Source organism: Citreicoccus inhibens, from assembly GCF_019039035.1.
Classification (GTDB): Bacteria; Myxococcota; Myxococcia; order Myxococcales; family Myxococcaceae; genus Citreicoccus; species Citreicoccus inhibens.
The window spans coordinates 129,523-144,411 of the sequence record NZ_JAHNZT010000005.1 but is presented as its reverse complement, the minus strand read 5'-3'; the positions used below and the strand labels follow the sequence as shown (position 1 = coordinate 144,411).

At 70.3% G+C, this 14,889-nt stretch carries 11 protein-coding genes; 6 read left to right on the top strand and 5 right to left on the bottom strand.

Features of this window, described 5'->3' with window-relative positions:
- Nucleotides 1-151 precede the first annotated feature (151 nt).
- Nucleotides 152-823 (top strand): DsbA family oxidoreductase, encoded by a 672-nt coding sequence (locus KRR26_RS08950; RefSeq protein ID WP_120207460.1) that lies wholly within the window; start codon nucleotides 152-154, stop codon nucleotides 821-823.
- A 26-nt stretch (nucleotides 824-849) separates the two neighbouring features.
- Here KRR26_RS08950 and KRR26_RS08945 read toward each other — a convergent pair whose 3' ends face one another.
- Complete coding sequence (locus KRR26_RS08945; RefSeq protein WP_217079608.1) at nucleotides 850-1,821, bottom strand: hypothetical protein; 972 nt, start codon at nucleotides 1,819-1,821, stop codon at nucleotides 850-852.
- A 179-nt stretch (nucleotides 1,822-2,000) separates the two neighbouring features.
- Between KRR26_RS08945 and KRR26_RS08940 the strand changes: the two genes are divergently transcribed.
- A complete protein-coding gene (locus tag KRR26_RS08940) occupies nucleotides 2,001-3,047 on the top strand; it encodes a hypothetical protein (protein ID WP_217079607.1) in 1,047 nt (348 codons plus the stop codon).
- Between the two features lie 140 nt (nucleotides 3,048-3,187).
- Complete coding sequence (locus tag KRR26_RS08935; RefSeq protein ID WP_217079606.1) at nucleotides 3,188-4,051, top strand: carboxypeptidase regulatory-like domain-containing protein; 864 nt, start codon at nucleotides 3,188-3,190, stop codon at nucleotides 4,049-4,051.
- A 3-nt stretch (nucleotides 4,052-4,054) separates the two neighbouring features.
- On the opposite strand, the gene KRR26_RS08930 is transcribed toward KRR26_RS08935, so the two are convergent.
- Complete coding sequence (locus KRR26_RS08930) at nucleotides 4,055-5,164, bottom strand: TolB family protein (RefSeq protein ID WP_217079605.1); 1,110 nt, start codon at nucleotides 5,162-5,164, stop codon at nucleotides 4,055-4,057.
- Nucleotides 5,165-5,168: 4 nt separating this feature from the next.
- A complete protein-coding gene (locus KRR26_RS08925) occupies nucleotides 5,169-6,767 on the bottom strand; it encodes a golvesin C-terminal-like domain-containing protein (protein ID WP_120207452.1) in 1,599 nt (532 codons plus the stop codon).
- Nucleotides 6,768-7,187: 420 nt separating this feature from the next.
- On the opposite strand from KRR26_RS08925, the gene KRR26_RS08920 reads away from it, so the two are divergent.
- Both KRR26_RS08920 and KRR26_RS08915 read left to right on the top strand, forming a co-directional pair.
- Nucleotides 7,188-7,925: a metallophosphoesterase gene (locus KRR26_RS08920; protein ID WP_120207450.1), complete on the top strand. Its 738-nt coding sequence runs from the start codon at nucleotides 7,188-7,190 to the stop codon at nucleotides 7,923-7,925.
- A gap of 155 nt (nucleotides 7,926-8,080) precedes the next feature.
- The gene (locus KRR26_RS08915) at nucleotides 8,081-8,662 is read left to right on the top strand and encodes a TIGR02265 family protein (protein ID WP_120207448.1); all 582 of its coding nucleotides are present in this window, start codon (nucleotides 8,081-8,083) and stop codon (nucleotides 8,660-8,662) included.
- A 6-nt stretch (nucleotides 8,663-8,668) separates the two neighbouring features.
- Here KRR26_RS08915 and KRR26_RS08910 read toward each other — a convergent pair whose 3' ends face one another.
- Together KRR26_RS08910 and KRR26_RS08905 are read right to left on the bottom strand one after the other, a co-directional pair.
- Nucleotides 8,669-9,667 carry a hypothetical protein gene (locus KRR26_RS08910; RefSeq protein ID WP_120207446.1) on the bottom strand — a complete coding sequence of 333 codons (999 nt, stop codon included), beginning with the start codon at nucleotides 9,665-9,667 and terminating at the stop codon, nucleotides 8,669-8,671.
- 354 nt (nucleotides 9,668-10,021) lie between these two features.
- Complete coding sequence (locus KRR26_RS08905; protein WP_120207444.1) at nucleotides 10,022-11,893, bottom strand: potassium transporter Kup; 1,872 nt, start codon at nucleotides 11,891-11,893, stop codon at nucleotides 10,022-10,024.
- Between the two features lie 295 nt (nucleotides 11,894-12,188).
- Here KRR26_RS08905 and KRR26_RS08900 point away from each other — a divergent pair, with 295 nt between their 5' ends.
- Nucleotides 12,189-14,864 (top strand): sensor histidine kinase, encoded by a 2,676-nt coding sequence (locus KRR26_RS08900; RefSeq protein ID WP_233577178.1) that lies wholly within the window; start codon nucleotides 12,189-12,191, stop codon nucleotides 14,862-14,864.
- The last annotated feature ends 25 nt before the right edge of the window (nucleotides 14,865-14,889 follow it).

Below are 14,889 nucleotides of genomic sequence, written 5' to 3'. Positions count from 1 at the left end.
AGGCATGCGCTGGAGTGCAGAGCAGGCGGGCGGGCGAGTGCGCGCGCACGGTGCCTCGCATGCTCCTCAGGAACTCAGGAATGCCTTTCGTGGCCGCGTGTCGTGGGGTGTTGGCATCCGCATCGGGGGCCTTCTAATCTCGGTCCCCTCGATGAAAACGCTGCACAAGCCGCTGCAGATCACCGTCTACCAGGATGTCCTCTGCGCCTGGTGTTACCTCGCCGACCTGCGCCTGGATGTCTTGCGGCACGAGTTTGGCGATGCCGTGCGCTGGAGCGTGCGGCCCTATCCCTTGCGCGTCCAAGACGTGCTGCCCACAGAGCGAGAGCTGCGCGGGCTGGTGGAAGAGGTGCAGCGCGCGCAACGAGAGCCCGATGCGTTGGCGCGTCAGCTCTCCGCGGACCTGTGGCAGGGAGGAGATCCGCCGCGCACCAGCGTGCCGGCCCTGGCGGCGCTGGAAGCCGCGCGACTGCAAGGCCCTCAGGCCCGGGCGTTCCTCGCGCGCGCCATGCAGCGCGCGGCGCTGGAGCAAGGCGTCAACGTGTCGCGCTCGGATGTGGTGTTCGAGCTGGCCTCGCGCGTGGGCCTGGCGATGAACGAGTTCTCCGCCGCCTTCCGCTCCGAGGAGACGCGCCGCCTCATCCTCGATGAGCATCGGCTGGCGCAGAGCCGCGGCGTGCGCGGCGTGCCCACGCTCGTGATTGGCGGCCGGTGGATGCTGTGCGGGCTGCGCGACCTGAGCGAGTACCGCGAGCACATCCTCGCGTGCCTGGGCCGGCTGTCGGCGCCCCGCTCGGGCTCTCCCGAGCGGGTGGTGCACTGAAGCAGCGCACTGGACCGCGCGAGGACTCAGCCCAGGTCCTCGGCCTCGCGACTGACGGCCAGGTACATGCCCGCGAACAGCACCTGGATCAGCGCCATGGCGGGAATCAGGCCCACGCAGCACGCGAGCAACCCCACCAGCGAGATGACAACCATCAGCACGCAGACGCCCAGCATGCGCAGGCGCTGACCATCGGCGTAGCGCCAGCAGCGCTGCAGCACCTCCAGCGGAGACGGCGGGTCATCGCAGAAGGCGAGCTCCGGCTGGAGGAGGTACAGCGGCAGCAACAGGTACGAGCACACGATGATGCCGAGCACGCCGACCGCGCTCGTCACCGCGATGAGCATCCCGGGGTTGTTGAGCAGCGTCGCGGGGTGGCGCAGCGCCTCCACGCCTCCCATGCCCAGCATCACCGCCACGGCCCCCCCTGAGATGAGCAGCAGGGCGGGGATGAAGAGCACGAGCATCATCACGATCAGCGTCATCGCGTAGTGCACCAGCTTGTTCATCTGGCTGAAGAGACGCGCGAGGTCCACGCTCCGCCCATGCAGCACGTCGAACGCGACCCGCAAGAAGCCGAGCTGCACCAAGCCCTGCACGAGCATCTGCGCGATCACGACGATGAGGGTCAGCACCACGGTCAGGGCGACGCTGTTCGATGCCCCGCCGATCGCCACGACGAGGTTCATGAACATCTGCGCGCCCCCGCTGACCCCCATGAGGATGAGCGCGGCGACGCTGAGCATCCCCCACTCACGCTGGAAGGCAGCCCAGCACAGCTCCCACAGCGAGCCGATGGTCCAGTTGGAGCGGTTCAGCGGGAACGCCGTGAAGCCCTCGCGCTCGCGGCACGCCAGGCACAGGGAGCGCATCCCCCGCTCGGAGCAGATGTCGCACATGAAGTTGCCGCACCGGCCACAGGCCCGCTTGGCGCCCCGGTCCGGATGGACCGGACAGGGAGTGCCCGGTCCCTGCCCGTAATCACTGCTGTCCGACATGTATCCGCCTCCTGAGCGCGACGCGGCGCGCCCGGCCCTCATATCAGCGGCGCTGTCCACCCGCCGACAGCGAGCAGGCAGGCGGACGGGCGTGAATTTCTCGTCGGGGGAGACGTCGGGAGCCCAGAGGTTGCGAAGACGGACGGTTGAAGGTCCACTCCGCCCCGGGAGACTCATCCATGCGTCGTCTGCTCACCCTGACCTTGCCGCTCGTGCTCCTGCTGGGGACGGGCTGTGTCGTGGACGGTCACTACCACCGCCCCTACAACTCCTACGAGTCCGCCGGGGTGGAGTTCCGGTTCTCAGGTGCGCACCCCATCCCCGATTCGTATGGCGGTGGCTGGTGCCCCGAGGGACATCTCCACGTCCACGACTACGAGCCGCCCACCACGTACTACACGTACACGAACGACGTGTATTACTACCGAGGCCCCACGGTCGTCTGGTACTGGGACTACCACCCCATCCCGAGCGGCGGGTACTGCAGCAACCACGGCCGCCACTCGCACGGCTACTACCCGCAGTCCTGGGGCAACACCTACGCCTACGACCGCGGCCGGGGCTACGTGTGGAACAACACGCACGAGGCCTCGCCGGGCTACGGCACCCGCTCCGGTTCCAGCTACACCCCCGCCCCCTCGCGTCCGGCGCCCGAGCCCAGCAGCGGCACCAACTGGGGCCGCCGTCCTCCTCCGGGTGGCACGGGCTACTCCACGAGCCCGCCCCGAGGCTCGCCGTCCCATGACGACCGCGGCTGGGGCAACGACAACCGCGACAACAACAACGGCAACAACAGCGGCAGCCATGGTGGGGGCTGGGGCAACAGCAACAACGGCAATAACAACGGCAACAGCAACAACGGCAATAACAACGGCGGCGGTCATGGTGGGGGCTGGGGCAACGACAACCGCGACAACAACGGCAACAGCGGCGGCAATGGCAACGGCGGCGGCCATGGTGGCGGTTGGGGCAGTCCTCCCCCGGGCCGAGGCAACTCGGGCAACAGCGGCGGCGACCGTGGCAACGACGACAATCGCGGCGGTGGACGGGGTGGCGGCTGGGGCAGTGGTGGCAACGGCAACAGCGGCGGCAATGGCAACAGCGGCGGCAACGGGGGTGGGAACGGCGGCGGCAACAGTGGAGGCAATGGTGGCGGACGCGGTGGCCGAGGCTGGAGTTCGGGGAACAGCGGCGGCTCCAACGGGTCCGGCACCACGCACTGGTAGCCGTTGACGGCACGGCGAGCGGGCGGGCATCCAGGTGCCCCCTGCTTCCGTGCAACGGTAGGGGGGCGCGTTCTCCAGGGGACGAAATCCCCTGCCCCAAGGATTGCGACTCCGGCGAGGCGTGAAGATGTTGCCCGCCGATGACTCGCCCCCTCTTGCTGGCATGCGGCGCAGTGCTGGGTCTCGGACTCGCGGCGTGCAGTACCACCACCGCCGCGCCGGATCCGGGCGTGCGCACCGAGGACGCCGGGGTGGTGGACCTGGATGACCTCCACATCAACGTGAGCGGCCACGTCGCGGTGCTGCCCGAGGCGCAGACGCTGCTCCAGACGCACGGTCAGGCTCCGCTCTCCATCGACGGCGCTCCGCTCACCATCGAGGAGCCGCTTCGCGTGGCGGTGCACGACACGAGCGCCACCGTCGGCGCGGGAACGCTGGCGAGCGATGGCGCCTTCCACGTGATGAACGTGTCCGTGCGTGACATCCATCAGGGGCTCGCCGTCGGCGTGTCCCACGAGGGGCTCGCGCACTGCACCTCCATCATCTTCGACACGGCCTTCACGGGAACCCGGCCGCACACCGACCTGGTGGACGCACAGGCCTGGGTGCTGCCCACCGCGTTCGTGCAGGCGCTGGACGCGGCGCTCGGCGAGGCCCGCCTGCGAACCCACACCGAGGGCCGCGCCACCACGCTGGAGGATGCCGGCTTCATCGTGGGCCGGGTGGTGGACGCCAACGGCCACCCCGTGACGGGCGTGCGCGTGGTGCCGGACCGGACCGAGCTGTCGGACCGCGTCTACTACCCTTCCGAGGACCTGAGCACCGTCACCCAGGACGGCACGCCCGCCAGCGGGTTGTTCGTCTACGTCCACACGGCAAAGGGGCTCAGCACGTTCCACCTGGGCGTGGAGGGCGCGGGCGGCTACGTGCCGCGCAACGTGGGCACGTCCGCCGGGCTGGGCATCGTGCTCACGATGTACCCCGGGCGCTTCCCGCCGCCCTGAGCGTCAGCGCTGGACGAACCAGCGCGGCAACCAGTCCGCGCCCTTCGCGGTGGTGAGGCGCGTCTGTCCGGTGCCGTCCGCGCGCATCAGGTACAGGTCCACCTCCGCGTCGCGCTCGGAGACGAACACCAGGTACTTCCCGTCCGGACTCCACGCGGGCATGTCGTCGCGGTGCGTGCCATCCGTGAGGGCCTGGGGCGCGCCACCCGCCGCGGGCACCACCCAGATGCGGCTCTTTCCCTCGGGCAAGCGGCTCACGTAGACCAACCGCTGACCGTCCGGGCTCCAAGCGGCCTCGCGCTCGTCGCCCGCGAAGGCCTCACCGGAGAGGGCGCGCAGCTCCGAGCCATCCGCGCGCACGCGGTAGACGCGCTCGCGCTGCTCCCGGTTGCTGACGAAGGACAGCCACTGCCCATCCGGGCTCCACTGCGGCGTGCGGTCCTCGCGGTAGAACGTGGTGATGCGGCGCGGGCTCGTCCCGTCCGCGTGCGCCACGTAGATTTCGGGGTCTCCCTCCTCGCTGCTGCACGCGAAGGCCACTTCGGCGCCGCTCGGAGAGACCGCTGGCTCGAAGCAGCCCTGCGCCACTTGCGTCAGCGGCAGCTCGGGCATGCCGGCGCGCGGCGACAGGCGCACCACGTCGCTGAACCCCTTCGCATCCGACTCGGCCACCAGCCACGCGCCATCCGGCGACCAGCTCGCGTTGCGCGAGCGCGTCCGAGGCAGGTGCAGCGGCACCTCCGGCCCTCCGTCCAAGGGCACCAGGCGCAGTTGCTGGAAGCTCTGCCCTTGGAGTTCCGTGGAGGAGATGACGAGCAGCGCGCGCCCATTCGGCGAGGCCGGCCCGGGGTACTCGTCCTCGGGGCCGCGCGTGAGCTGGCGCTCGTCCCCCGTGGGTGTCACCAGCCACACGTCCTTCTGCCCCGCCCGCTCCGAGAGGAACGAAATCACGCCCGGCATGGCGCGCCGCTCGGAAGGGGACAAGGGCCCGGTCCCGGATGCTCCGGAGCCACAGCGGCCCGCGGAGCATCCAGCGACCAGCACGGCGAGCGCGGCGAAGCACCGCGCCCATCCAGGCCCGGAACCCGTTCTTCGTTCAAGGCCTGGAGACATCACGTCAGCGGATCCGAATGGCGTCGGCGATGACGACCGAGGAAGCCTCGCCCGTCCACCGGCTCAGCCGGACCTTGTTCCAGCCGGCCGGGAAACTCCACGTGCCCAGCGTGTTCCACTGGCTGCCGTTGATCTGCTGGCTCACCTTCACCGTGGCCACCGTGGTGGTGCCGGCCACGATGATGAAGGGCGCCGCCGCCGAGCGGTTGGTCCCCGCCACCCACCACGCGTCGATGGTCTTCGTCCCCGCCGCCGGCATGTAGAAGTTGAAGTCCGCCGTGTCGGAGATGTCCTGCGTGGACGCGTACCAGTAGCCGCTGCCGTAGTAGCCGCTGCTCGTGCCATCCACCCAGTTCGACGAGACCTCGATGTAGCCCTTGGCCGTGTCGTTGTTGGCGTTGTTGCTGTCCACCACGAGGGTGCTGCTGGTGGTGCCGCAGTAGCTGTTGATCTTGCTGATGTACGAGGACCACGGCCAGTTGGGACCCGGGTCCGTGCGCGACGCCGGCTGCAACCGGCCGTGCGCCACGATGTGGTAGCTGTCCTTCGGGATGGAGTTGTCACGCGCGATGTCGCACGACAGCTTGGCCGAGGTGTCGATCTGCCCCGCGGGGAAGCTCGTCTGGCTGGCGAAGCCACCGTGCTCGATGCCGACGGCGAAGTGGTTCACCGACACGCCGTTGAGTCCGCACGACGTGCTGCCGTTGAGCGAGCAGTCATACGTGGCGCCCACGTGCCACGCGCGGTCCGCCTCGCGCACGAGCTGCGACACCTCGCTGCCGGACTCGTTCACGACGTAGTGCGCGCTGACCTGGGAGGCGGAGTTCACCAGCCAGCCCCAGCAGCCCGAGTACTCCCCCTCGCACGTGTGGATGACGATCATCGACGGCGAGTAGCCGCTCGGGCGCGCGTTGTAGTTGGGCGACGGGCGCCACACCGCGGCGGCGTAGTTCGGGCCCGCGGCCAGCGCCTTCACCGGCGGCGCCTCGAACTGGGCCTGCACATCCACGGGCTCCAGCGTGGCCGCCGACGAGCCGTCCTCGTTGATGGCCACCGCGCCCTGACGCAGCGTCGCGTACAGCCCGCGGTGGATATAGGTCGACAGGGCCTCGGAGTCGGAGATGCCGCTGAGCCGCGCGGCCACCGGCGCCCAGGCGCCCAGGTCCGAGCGGTCCACCTTCAACTCGGAGGCATAGGCGGACAGCAGGGCCGCGCCCGCGCGCAGGTGCGCCCGCGCGTCCGTGCGCACCGCCTCCACGGACTCGCCGGAGAGCGACGCCGCCTGGGTCAGCGCGTCACCGCGCAGGGCGAGCAGACCGTAGGCCGGGGCCATGCCCGGAAACTCCTCGGAGCCCTCCACCATCTGCCAGTGCGTCTGCGTGTAGGAGATGGCCTTGAGCAGCGCCTCGGGGACGTTGAACTCCGCGGCGGCCTGCGCGAACAGCGGATCCAACTCGCGCGGGGTGCGCTGGGGCGTGGTGGTGGACGGAGCCGGCGTCTCGGTGGGGGTAGGAGCGGGGGCCTCGGGCTGCGGCTGGGGGCCGCAAGCGGCCAACGCCAACGCCGCGGCGGCCGCCGCGAGGGGGGTGCGAATCGCGTGCATGAGTACTCCTCGAGGGGGGAGAGGTGCATCGGCACGCCCCGCTCGCGCGGAGACGTGTCACGCCGGGCGTGAGCAGCATGCGTGCCAGCCCGCCCCACCGCACCCACGTGCCCCGGTAGGAGCACGCATGCTCCACCTTCCTCGCGCGCCTTCCGCTCCCGCGCGACAGACCGAGCCCCTCGCGCGCGCCAACCCCTCGAAATCACGAAGTGCGGGCTTCGCTGGGCAAGAAATTCTTACGCGTTAGCAGCACTGGTCCATGGATGTCTCACTGACGCATTTCTGGACACTCAAACTGTAGGCAAAATTTACAGCTTTTCCGCGCTTATCCGTAATTTATCCCCTGGGCGAAGGCTCAGAATCCGGGCAGGCAGGCGCGCGAGGGCCGACAGGGGGCGGGGCATCCGCTATGAGGGCGGCATGCGGCTCTTCGGCATTGGCGACACCCACCTGCCCTCCACCCGGCAGAAGGACATGCACCGCTTCGGCTGGACGGACCATCCCCTGCCGCTCCAGCGCGCGTGGGATGAGCGGGTGCGGGCCGAGGACGTGGTCATCGTGGCGGGGGACATCTCCTGGGCCACGCGGACGCACGAAGTGCAGGAGGACCTGGCCTGGCTGGACGCGCGCCCGGGGCGCAAGGTGCTGGTGCGCGGCAACCACGACTACTGGTGGGGCGACTCCGCCTCCAAGCTGCGCAAGGTGCTCGAGCCCTTCCGGACGCTGGAAGGATTCCTCCACAACAGCGCGGTGGTGATGGGGCCGTGGGTCATTGCTGGCAGCCGGCTGTGGACCGCCCCCGAGGCGCCGCCGATGCCCGGTGGCGAGATGGGCGATGAGCCCTCGGACGCGGGCTACGTGGAGCGCGAGACGCGCCGGCTGGCGACGTCGTTCGAGGACGCGCGCAAGAAGGAGCAAGGGAGCCCCACGCCCCTCATCCGCATCGCGGCTGTGCACTTCCCGCCGCTGTACGCCAACGAGAAGCCCACCGCGTTCAGCGCGCCCATCGAGGCCTTCGCGCCCAAGCTGTGCGTCTACGGCCACCTGCACGCGGGCGGCATCCCCGCGGGCTTCACCGGCACCCACGGAGGCGTGCGCTACGTGCTGGCCTCGTGCGACGCCGCGGGCTTCGCGCCCGTGCTGCTGGACGAGGCCTGAGGCCAAGCAGGTGGCCCCCCTGAGGTCGCGACACCCCGCCGCGAGCAACGCGTGAGCAGGCAGGTCGGACGCTGCGTGCTTTTTCGACACGGCGCTCGGTGTGGCTACACTGCGTGAGGCATTCCGCCAGCGCGCGCGAAGCGCAGGAGTGAGTCATGCCGTCCAACAAGGCCGAGCTCGCCGCCCGCCTCGCCGCCACCCAGCCTGGAGATTCCGTCCGGGGCCTGTTCTTCAAGGCGGTCTTCAACCTGGTGCAGCAACACGGGGGCCCCTCGGCGCTGGAGCGGGTGCGCGTGGGGGAGCTGGCCAAGGACTACTCAGACCTGCGCACATACCCGGTGCAGGACTTCCTCGCGCTGCTCTACGCCGCGGCGGACGCGCTGGAGGACAAGCTGGGGACCGAGCACGCCGTCTACCACGCGTGCGGAGAAATCAGCATCACGCGCTACTCCACGGGCCCGGGGATGCTCATCTTCGGCATCATCTCACGCGGGGATCCGCAGAAGCTCTTCGCGGGCGCGCAGATGGGCTACAGCGCGGCCGTGACGTACGGCAGCCGTGAGTACCTCACCACCGGGAGCAAGTCCGGCACCCTGCGCGTGCGCCGCGACATGCTTCCGCCCGCGTACCACGAGGGAATCCTCAGCGGCGCCCTCAAGGTGCTCGGGCTGAAGGGCACGGCCAAGGCCAACCCGCAGGGCATCGACCGCGTCGACTACGACATCCAGTGGAGCTAGCCCGCGTCAGTCCACGCGGCAGTAGGTGACCTCGAGCTGCGCGACCACGCGCTCGCCCACCGCCGCCCAGCAGCTGAAGGACTGGTTGGCGCCGTCCACCGCGGTGCGGCTCGCGCCGAACACCACGTCCTGGCCGGCGTACGCGAGGCTGTCCGCGCTCAGCTTGACGTCCTTCGCCACGAAGTGGGCCTCGGGAGCGCCCTCGAGCGCGCGGGCCAGCGACGTCGCCACCCGGGTCATCCCGCTGGCCACGATGGCCACCGGCATCACCGGGTGCATGGCGAAGTGGCCCTTGCACATCTCCGGAGTGACGGTGCCGAGGTTGGCGCGCAGGGACGCGCCGTCGCGCTGCCAGTCGCGCAGGTCCAGCGGCTTGCTGTACGGGTTCTGCCGCAGCTTCGCCCACTCCTCCGGGGTGCGCTGCACGGTGTCCGCGGGGCGGGGCGCGCTGCGCATCTCCTGCTTCGCCGCGCCGAAGAGGCGGGTGAAGGCGGCGGCGGACAGCACGTTGTAGTCCACCTCCAGCTTGAACAGCGGCGTGCCGTCCGCCGAGGACAGCAGCGTGCGCGCCGTGGCGGTGCGCTTGCCCGTGTACTCGGCCTGCGCCAGCGCCCACAGCATGTCCGAGGCGCGCTCCTGGGCGCGCGGCTCCAGCCACTGACCGCGGGCGGCGCACGCCAGGTAGAAGTGCTGCCCGTCCTTGGGCGCCACCAGCGCGGACGCGCACGAGCCGAGGATGGCCAGGTGCCGGCCAGACTCCGCCAGGCTGATGGGCATGGCCTCGGCCTCCGGCGCCAGTTGCACCGGAACGCGCGCCACCACCTCACCCGGCGCCAGCACCGTCACGTCCTTGAGCGCGAAGTACGGGTCGCGCACGCAGATGCGCGGGTACAGCTCCTGCGCGCTCAACACCGTGTACGGCGTCACCTGCTGAGTGCCCCACGGCATGGCCGGGAGCGCCGAGGGGGCGACAGGGGCGACGGCGGGGGCGACGTGCTCGAGCATGGGGCTGACCTCGGTTGAGACGCTGGGTGTTGGGGGACACCTGACAGCAGTGTACTGGAGTTTACTTCCAGAGCTACAGAAATTTCTCTGTTCGCTGGAAATATTCTCGAACCAACAGCTCAGAAGTTGCTGCCCGCCGGTATTTTTCTACCGGAATCGGAAATCCAGGAGGAGGTCGCGCACAGGTGAGCAGGCAGCGGCGGGAGAAAAACCGCACTTGTCGCACGGTGTCAAGCCCCCCTGGGGTATGAGTCACCCAGGGAGCCTTCGAGGGAGTGCTGGAAAATCAGGCACTTGCAGAAGTGCGAATGTTCGAAAGAGAACACCCTGATTTCCAGGCGATTCGGCCAGGGGTCAGAGCTCGACCTGGCTGCCCAGTTCCACCACGCGGTTGGGTGGAATCCGGAAGTAGGCGGTGGCGCTGCGCGCGTTGCGGCTCATCCAGGCGAAGAGGGCCTCGCGCCACACGGCCATGCCCGGCTTCTTGGTGGGGATGAGCGTCTCGCGCCCCAGGAAGAAGCTGGTGCCCATCAGCTGGAACTGGAGCCCCTTCTCGCGGCAGCGCTTGAGGACGTCCGGGATGCTGGGGTTCTCCATGAAGCCGTACTGGGCCACCACGCGCACGAAGCCCTGCTCCAGGGGCTCCACCTCCACGCGCTCGGGGGCGGGCACGTGGGGGACTTCCTCCGAGAGGATGGTGAGCAGCACCACCTGCTCGTGCAGCACCTTGTTGTGCTTCAGGTTGTGCAGGAGCGCGGGCGGGGTGCCCTCGGCGTTGCCCGTCATGAAGATGGCGGTGCCGGGCACGCGCACGGGCGGGTGGTCCCCGAAGCTGTCCAGCAGCTCGCGCAGGCTGATGGTGGAGGCGCGCAGCTTGTTGGCCAGGATTTCCCGGCCGCGCTTCCACGTGGTCATCAGGGTGAAGATGCAGATGGCCAGCATCAGGGGGAACCAGCCCCCGTCGGCGATCTTCACCGCGTTGGCCCCAAAGAAGGACAGGTCCACCAGGAGGAACACCCCGGCCACTGGAAGGGCCAGGGCCCGGCTCACGCCCCAGCGCTCGCGCGCGACGATGTAGGCCAGCACGGTGGTGATGGCCATGGTCGTCGTCACGGCGATGCCATACGCGCTGGCCAGCGCGCTCGCCGAGCGGAAGCCCAGCACCAGCGCCACCACGCCCAGCAGCAGCACGCCATTGAGGCCCGGCAGGTAGATCTGGCCCATCTCCTCGGCGGAGGTGTGCACCACCTCCATGCGGGGGCTGTAGCCCAGCTGCATGGCCTGGCGGGTGATGGAGAAGGCGCCGGAGATGAGCGCCTGGGACGCAATCACCGTGGCGCCAGTGGCCAGCACCACCAGGGGATACAGCGCCCAGTCCGGAGCCAGCAGGTAGAACGGGTTGCGGGCGGCCGAGGCGTCGCGCAGCAAGAGCGCGCCCTGCCCCAGGTAGTTGAGCATCAGCGCGGGCAGCACCAGCGAGAACCACGCGAGCTTGATGGGGCGCCAGCCGAAGTGGCCCATGTCCGCGTACAGCGCCTCGCCGCCCGTCACCACCAGGAACACCGAGCCCAGCACCAGGAAGCCGTGGCCGCCGTTGCGGATGAAGAACAGCGCCCCGTGCCAGGGCGACAGCGCGCCCAGCACCACCGGGTTGTGCACCAGCTCCTTCACGCCCAGCACCGCCAGGGCGAGGAACCACAGGCACATGAACGGCCCGAACACCGCGCCGATGCCCGCCGTGCCGTGCCGCTGCACCAGGAACAGCACCGCCAGGATGACCAGGGTGATGGGGATGATGTAGGGGTCGAAGACGGGCGTGGCCACGTTGAGGCCCTCGACCGCGCTGAGCACGGAGATGGCCGGGGTGATGAGCCCGTCTCCATAGAGGAGCGCCGCGCCGAAGATGCCCAGCGTCACGAGCACCGGCCGCGCCTTGTGCGCCGCGCCCCTCGGCCGCTGCATGGCCAGCGCCATCAACGCCAGGATGCCGCCCTCGCCCCGGTTGTCCGCCCGCATCACGAAGATGAGGTACTTCACCGACACCACGATGATGAGCGACCAGAAGATGAGGGAGAGCACCCCCATCACGTTCTCGGGCGTGGGCGCGATGCCGTGCGGTCCCGTGAAGCACTCGCGCAGGGCGTAGAGCGGACTGGTTCCAATGTCTCCATAGACGATGCCCAGGGCCCCGAGGGCCAGCATCGCGATGCGTTTGGAGGGGTCCATGGACGGGGCCACGGCACCCGGTGCTTCCGAGGTAGCGGTCACGGGCCCCGCTTTAGCCGAACCCCATACCGTCGCAACCCAAGCCGCGAGGCAGCTCTGTGTTTTCCGCGGCCAAGGTAGACAAATGTAACCCCTGCTACGACGGCACTTCAGGTGCGACACCAGGGAGCAGGCGAAGCGTTGAGGGCGAACAATCCGGGGGACCGGGTGTTGTCCATCCTTGATGTGCGGGGCGAGCGCCTGCCCCGGGCCGCCGCGTCCGTGCTCCCATGACCCAGGTGGGGGCGTGATGACCATGGCGGCTTCCAGGCTCGGCGAGGGACGGCAGTACGGGGCCCACGCTCCGGAAATCGAGGAGCGCCTGGCCCTGCTGGCCGAGGCGTCTCGGGTCCTGGCCGATGCGAGCCTGGAGTCCCCGGCGGTCATGGAGCGGTTGTGCGGGCTGGTGGTTCCGCTGCTGGGCTCGGCGTGTGCGCTGCGGCTGCTCCTGGAGGATGGGCGGTGGTTGCGCACCGTCGCGTCGGCGTCGTGTGTGCCGGAGGTGCGTCCGCTGTTCCAGGCGCTCACCGCGCCCCTGGTGCGCGCGGACGAGGGCGTGGCGGGCGAGGTGATGCGGTCGGGTGAGGCGCTGGGCGTGGAGGACGTCACCGTGGAGGACCTGCGGCGCGTGCTGCCGGGGCCCTACCCGGGCGCCATGGACCGCTTCCCTTTTCATCACTTGCTGGTGCTGCCCTTGCGCGCCCGCGGGCACACGTTGGGGACGCTGACCGTGTGGCGCGAGGAGCAGGAGCGCCGCTTCGACGGGGGCGAGCGGCTGTTGCTCCAGGAGCTGGCGGACCGCGCGGCCATCGCCCTGGATGTAGCGCGCGCCTACGCGGCCGAGCGCCAGGCGCGACAGGCGGCGGAGGTGGCCGCGGGGCGGCTGGCGCGACTCCAGCACGTCACCGCCGAGCTGTCCGAGGTGCTCACCGCGTCGCGCGTGGCGGAGATCGTCATCGACCAGGGGCTGGAGGCGGTGGGCGCGCGCAACGGCGGCCTGTGGCTGCTGGAGCAGGGGGATGCCCAGGCGCGGCTCTTGCGGTGCGCGGGCTACGCCCCGGCCATGACGGAGCTGTTCCGCGTCGTGCCGCTGCACAAGCGCACGCCCATGCGCGAGTGCCTCCAGGAGCTGCAGCCGGTGTGGCTGGAGGGCCCGGACGAGCTGGCCGCGCGCTTCCCCGAGGTGGACGCCCGCGGGCCGCACTTCGCCCTTCAGCAGTCCCCCTCGTCCGTGTGCCTGCCGCTGGTGGTGGATGGCCGCGCCCTGGGCGCGCTGCTGTTCGCCTTCGCCCTGCCCCACCGCTTCGACGACGACGAGCGGGCCTTCCTCCTGCTCGTGGCGCACCACGCGGCGCAGGCCCTGGCGCGCGCGCGGCTGTTGGAGCAGGAGAAGCGCGCGCGGGCCGCGATGCGGCAGGCGCACCAGACGCTGGAGGCCGTCATCCAGGCGAGCCCGGCGGCCATCATGCTGCTGGACCCGGATGGAATCGTGCGGCTGTGGAACCCCGCCGCCGAGCGCATGCTGGGGTGGACGGCCGAAGAGGTGATTGGCCAGGTGCTGCCCGCGGTGCCCGAGTCTCGGCAGGAGGAGTTCCGCCAGCACCTGGAGCGGGTGACGCAGGGCACGGTGCTCGCGGGCGCGGAGACGGAGCGGCTCAGGCGCGACGGCGGCACCGTCCAGGTGGCGCTGTGGACGGGGCTCGTGCGGCCCGCGAGCGGACCGCCCCAATGTCTGAGCGTGGTGGTGGACATCACCGAGCGCCAGCGCGGCGAGGAGATGCAGCGCTTCCTCGCGGAGGCCGGCGGTGTGCTCGCGGGCAGCCTGGAGCAGGAGGAGACGCTGGAGCGCGTGGCCCACCTGGCGGTGCCCGCGCACGCGGAGTCCTGTGGCGTCTTCCTGGCGGATGGGCTGGGCGGCGTGCGCTGCGTGGCCACCGCCTCGACGCCGGAGGCCGCGACCTGCCATGGGCCCGCCGGAGACATGCCCGCGCCGGGGGTGGCGGTGGTGTCGCGGGTCATCAGCTCGGGCAAGCCGGAGCTGCGCTCGGGGCCGTCCGAGACCTCGAGCCGCTGCGCCTACCTGTGCGTGCCGTTGCGCGTGCGCGGCCAGACGATTGGCGCGCTCTCCTTCGTCACCTCGCGGCGCGCGTACGACCCGCAGGACCTGGCGCTGGCGCAGGAGCTGGCGCGTCGGGCGGCGCTGGCCATCGACAACGCGCGCCTGTACCGCGAGGCCCGGCAGGCCATCCGGCTGCGCGAGGAGTTCCTCTCCATCGCGAGCCACGAGCTGAAGACGCCCATCACCGCGCTCCAGATGCAGGTGCAGCGGCTGCTCGCGGGACTGGGCCACTCGGGCGGCGTGCCCTCTCCAGAGCGGCTGCGCCGGGGCCTGGAGATGGTGGAGCGGCAGGTGAAGCGCCAGACGCAGCTCGTGAACGATCTGTTGGATGTGTCGCGCATCAGCGCGGGCCGACTGGAGCTGCGGCCGGAGCCGCTGGAGCTGGGCGCGCTCGTGCGCGAGGTGGCGGAGCGCTTCGAGCCCGAGCTGGCGCGCACCGACACGCCGCTGGACCTGGTGCTCTCGCCCGAGGCCCACGGCGAATGGGACCGGCTGCGGCTGGACCAGGTCCTCACCAACCTGCTCTCCAACGCCGTGAAGTACGGCCGGGGCAACCCGGTGCGGGTGGCGCTCGCGTGCTTCCCCAAGAACGTGCGCCTGGAGGTGCGCGACGGCGGCATCGGCATCGCGACCGAGCACCTGTCACGGCTGTTCCACCGCTTCGAACGCGCCGTGTCCGAGCGCAACTACGGCGGCTTCGGACTGGGGCTGTGGATTGCCCGACAGATTGTCGAGGCGATGGGCGGGCGCATCACCGTGCACAGCGAGTTGGGGGTGGGTTCCACCTTCACCGTCGAGCTGCCACGCGGCTGAAGCAAGCAGGCGGGAGTGCGCGGCT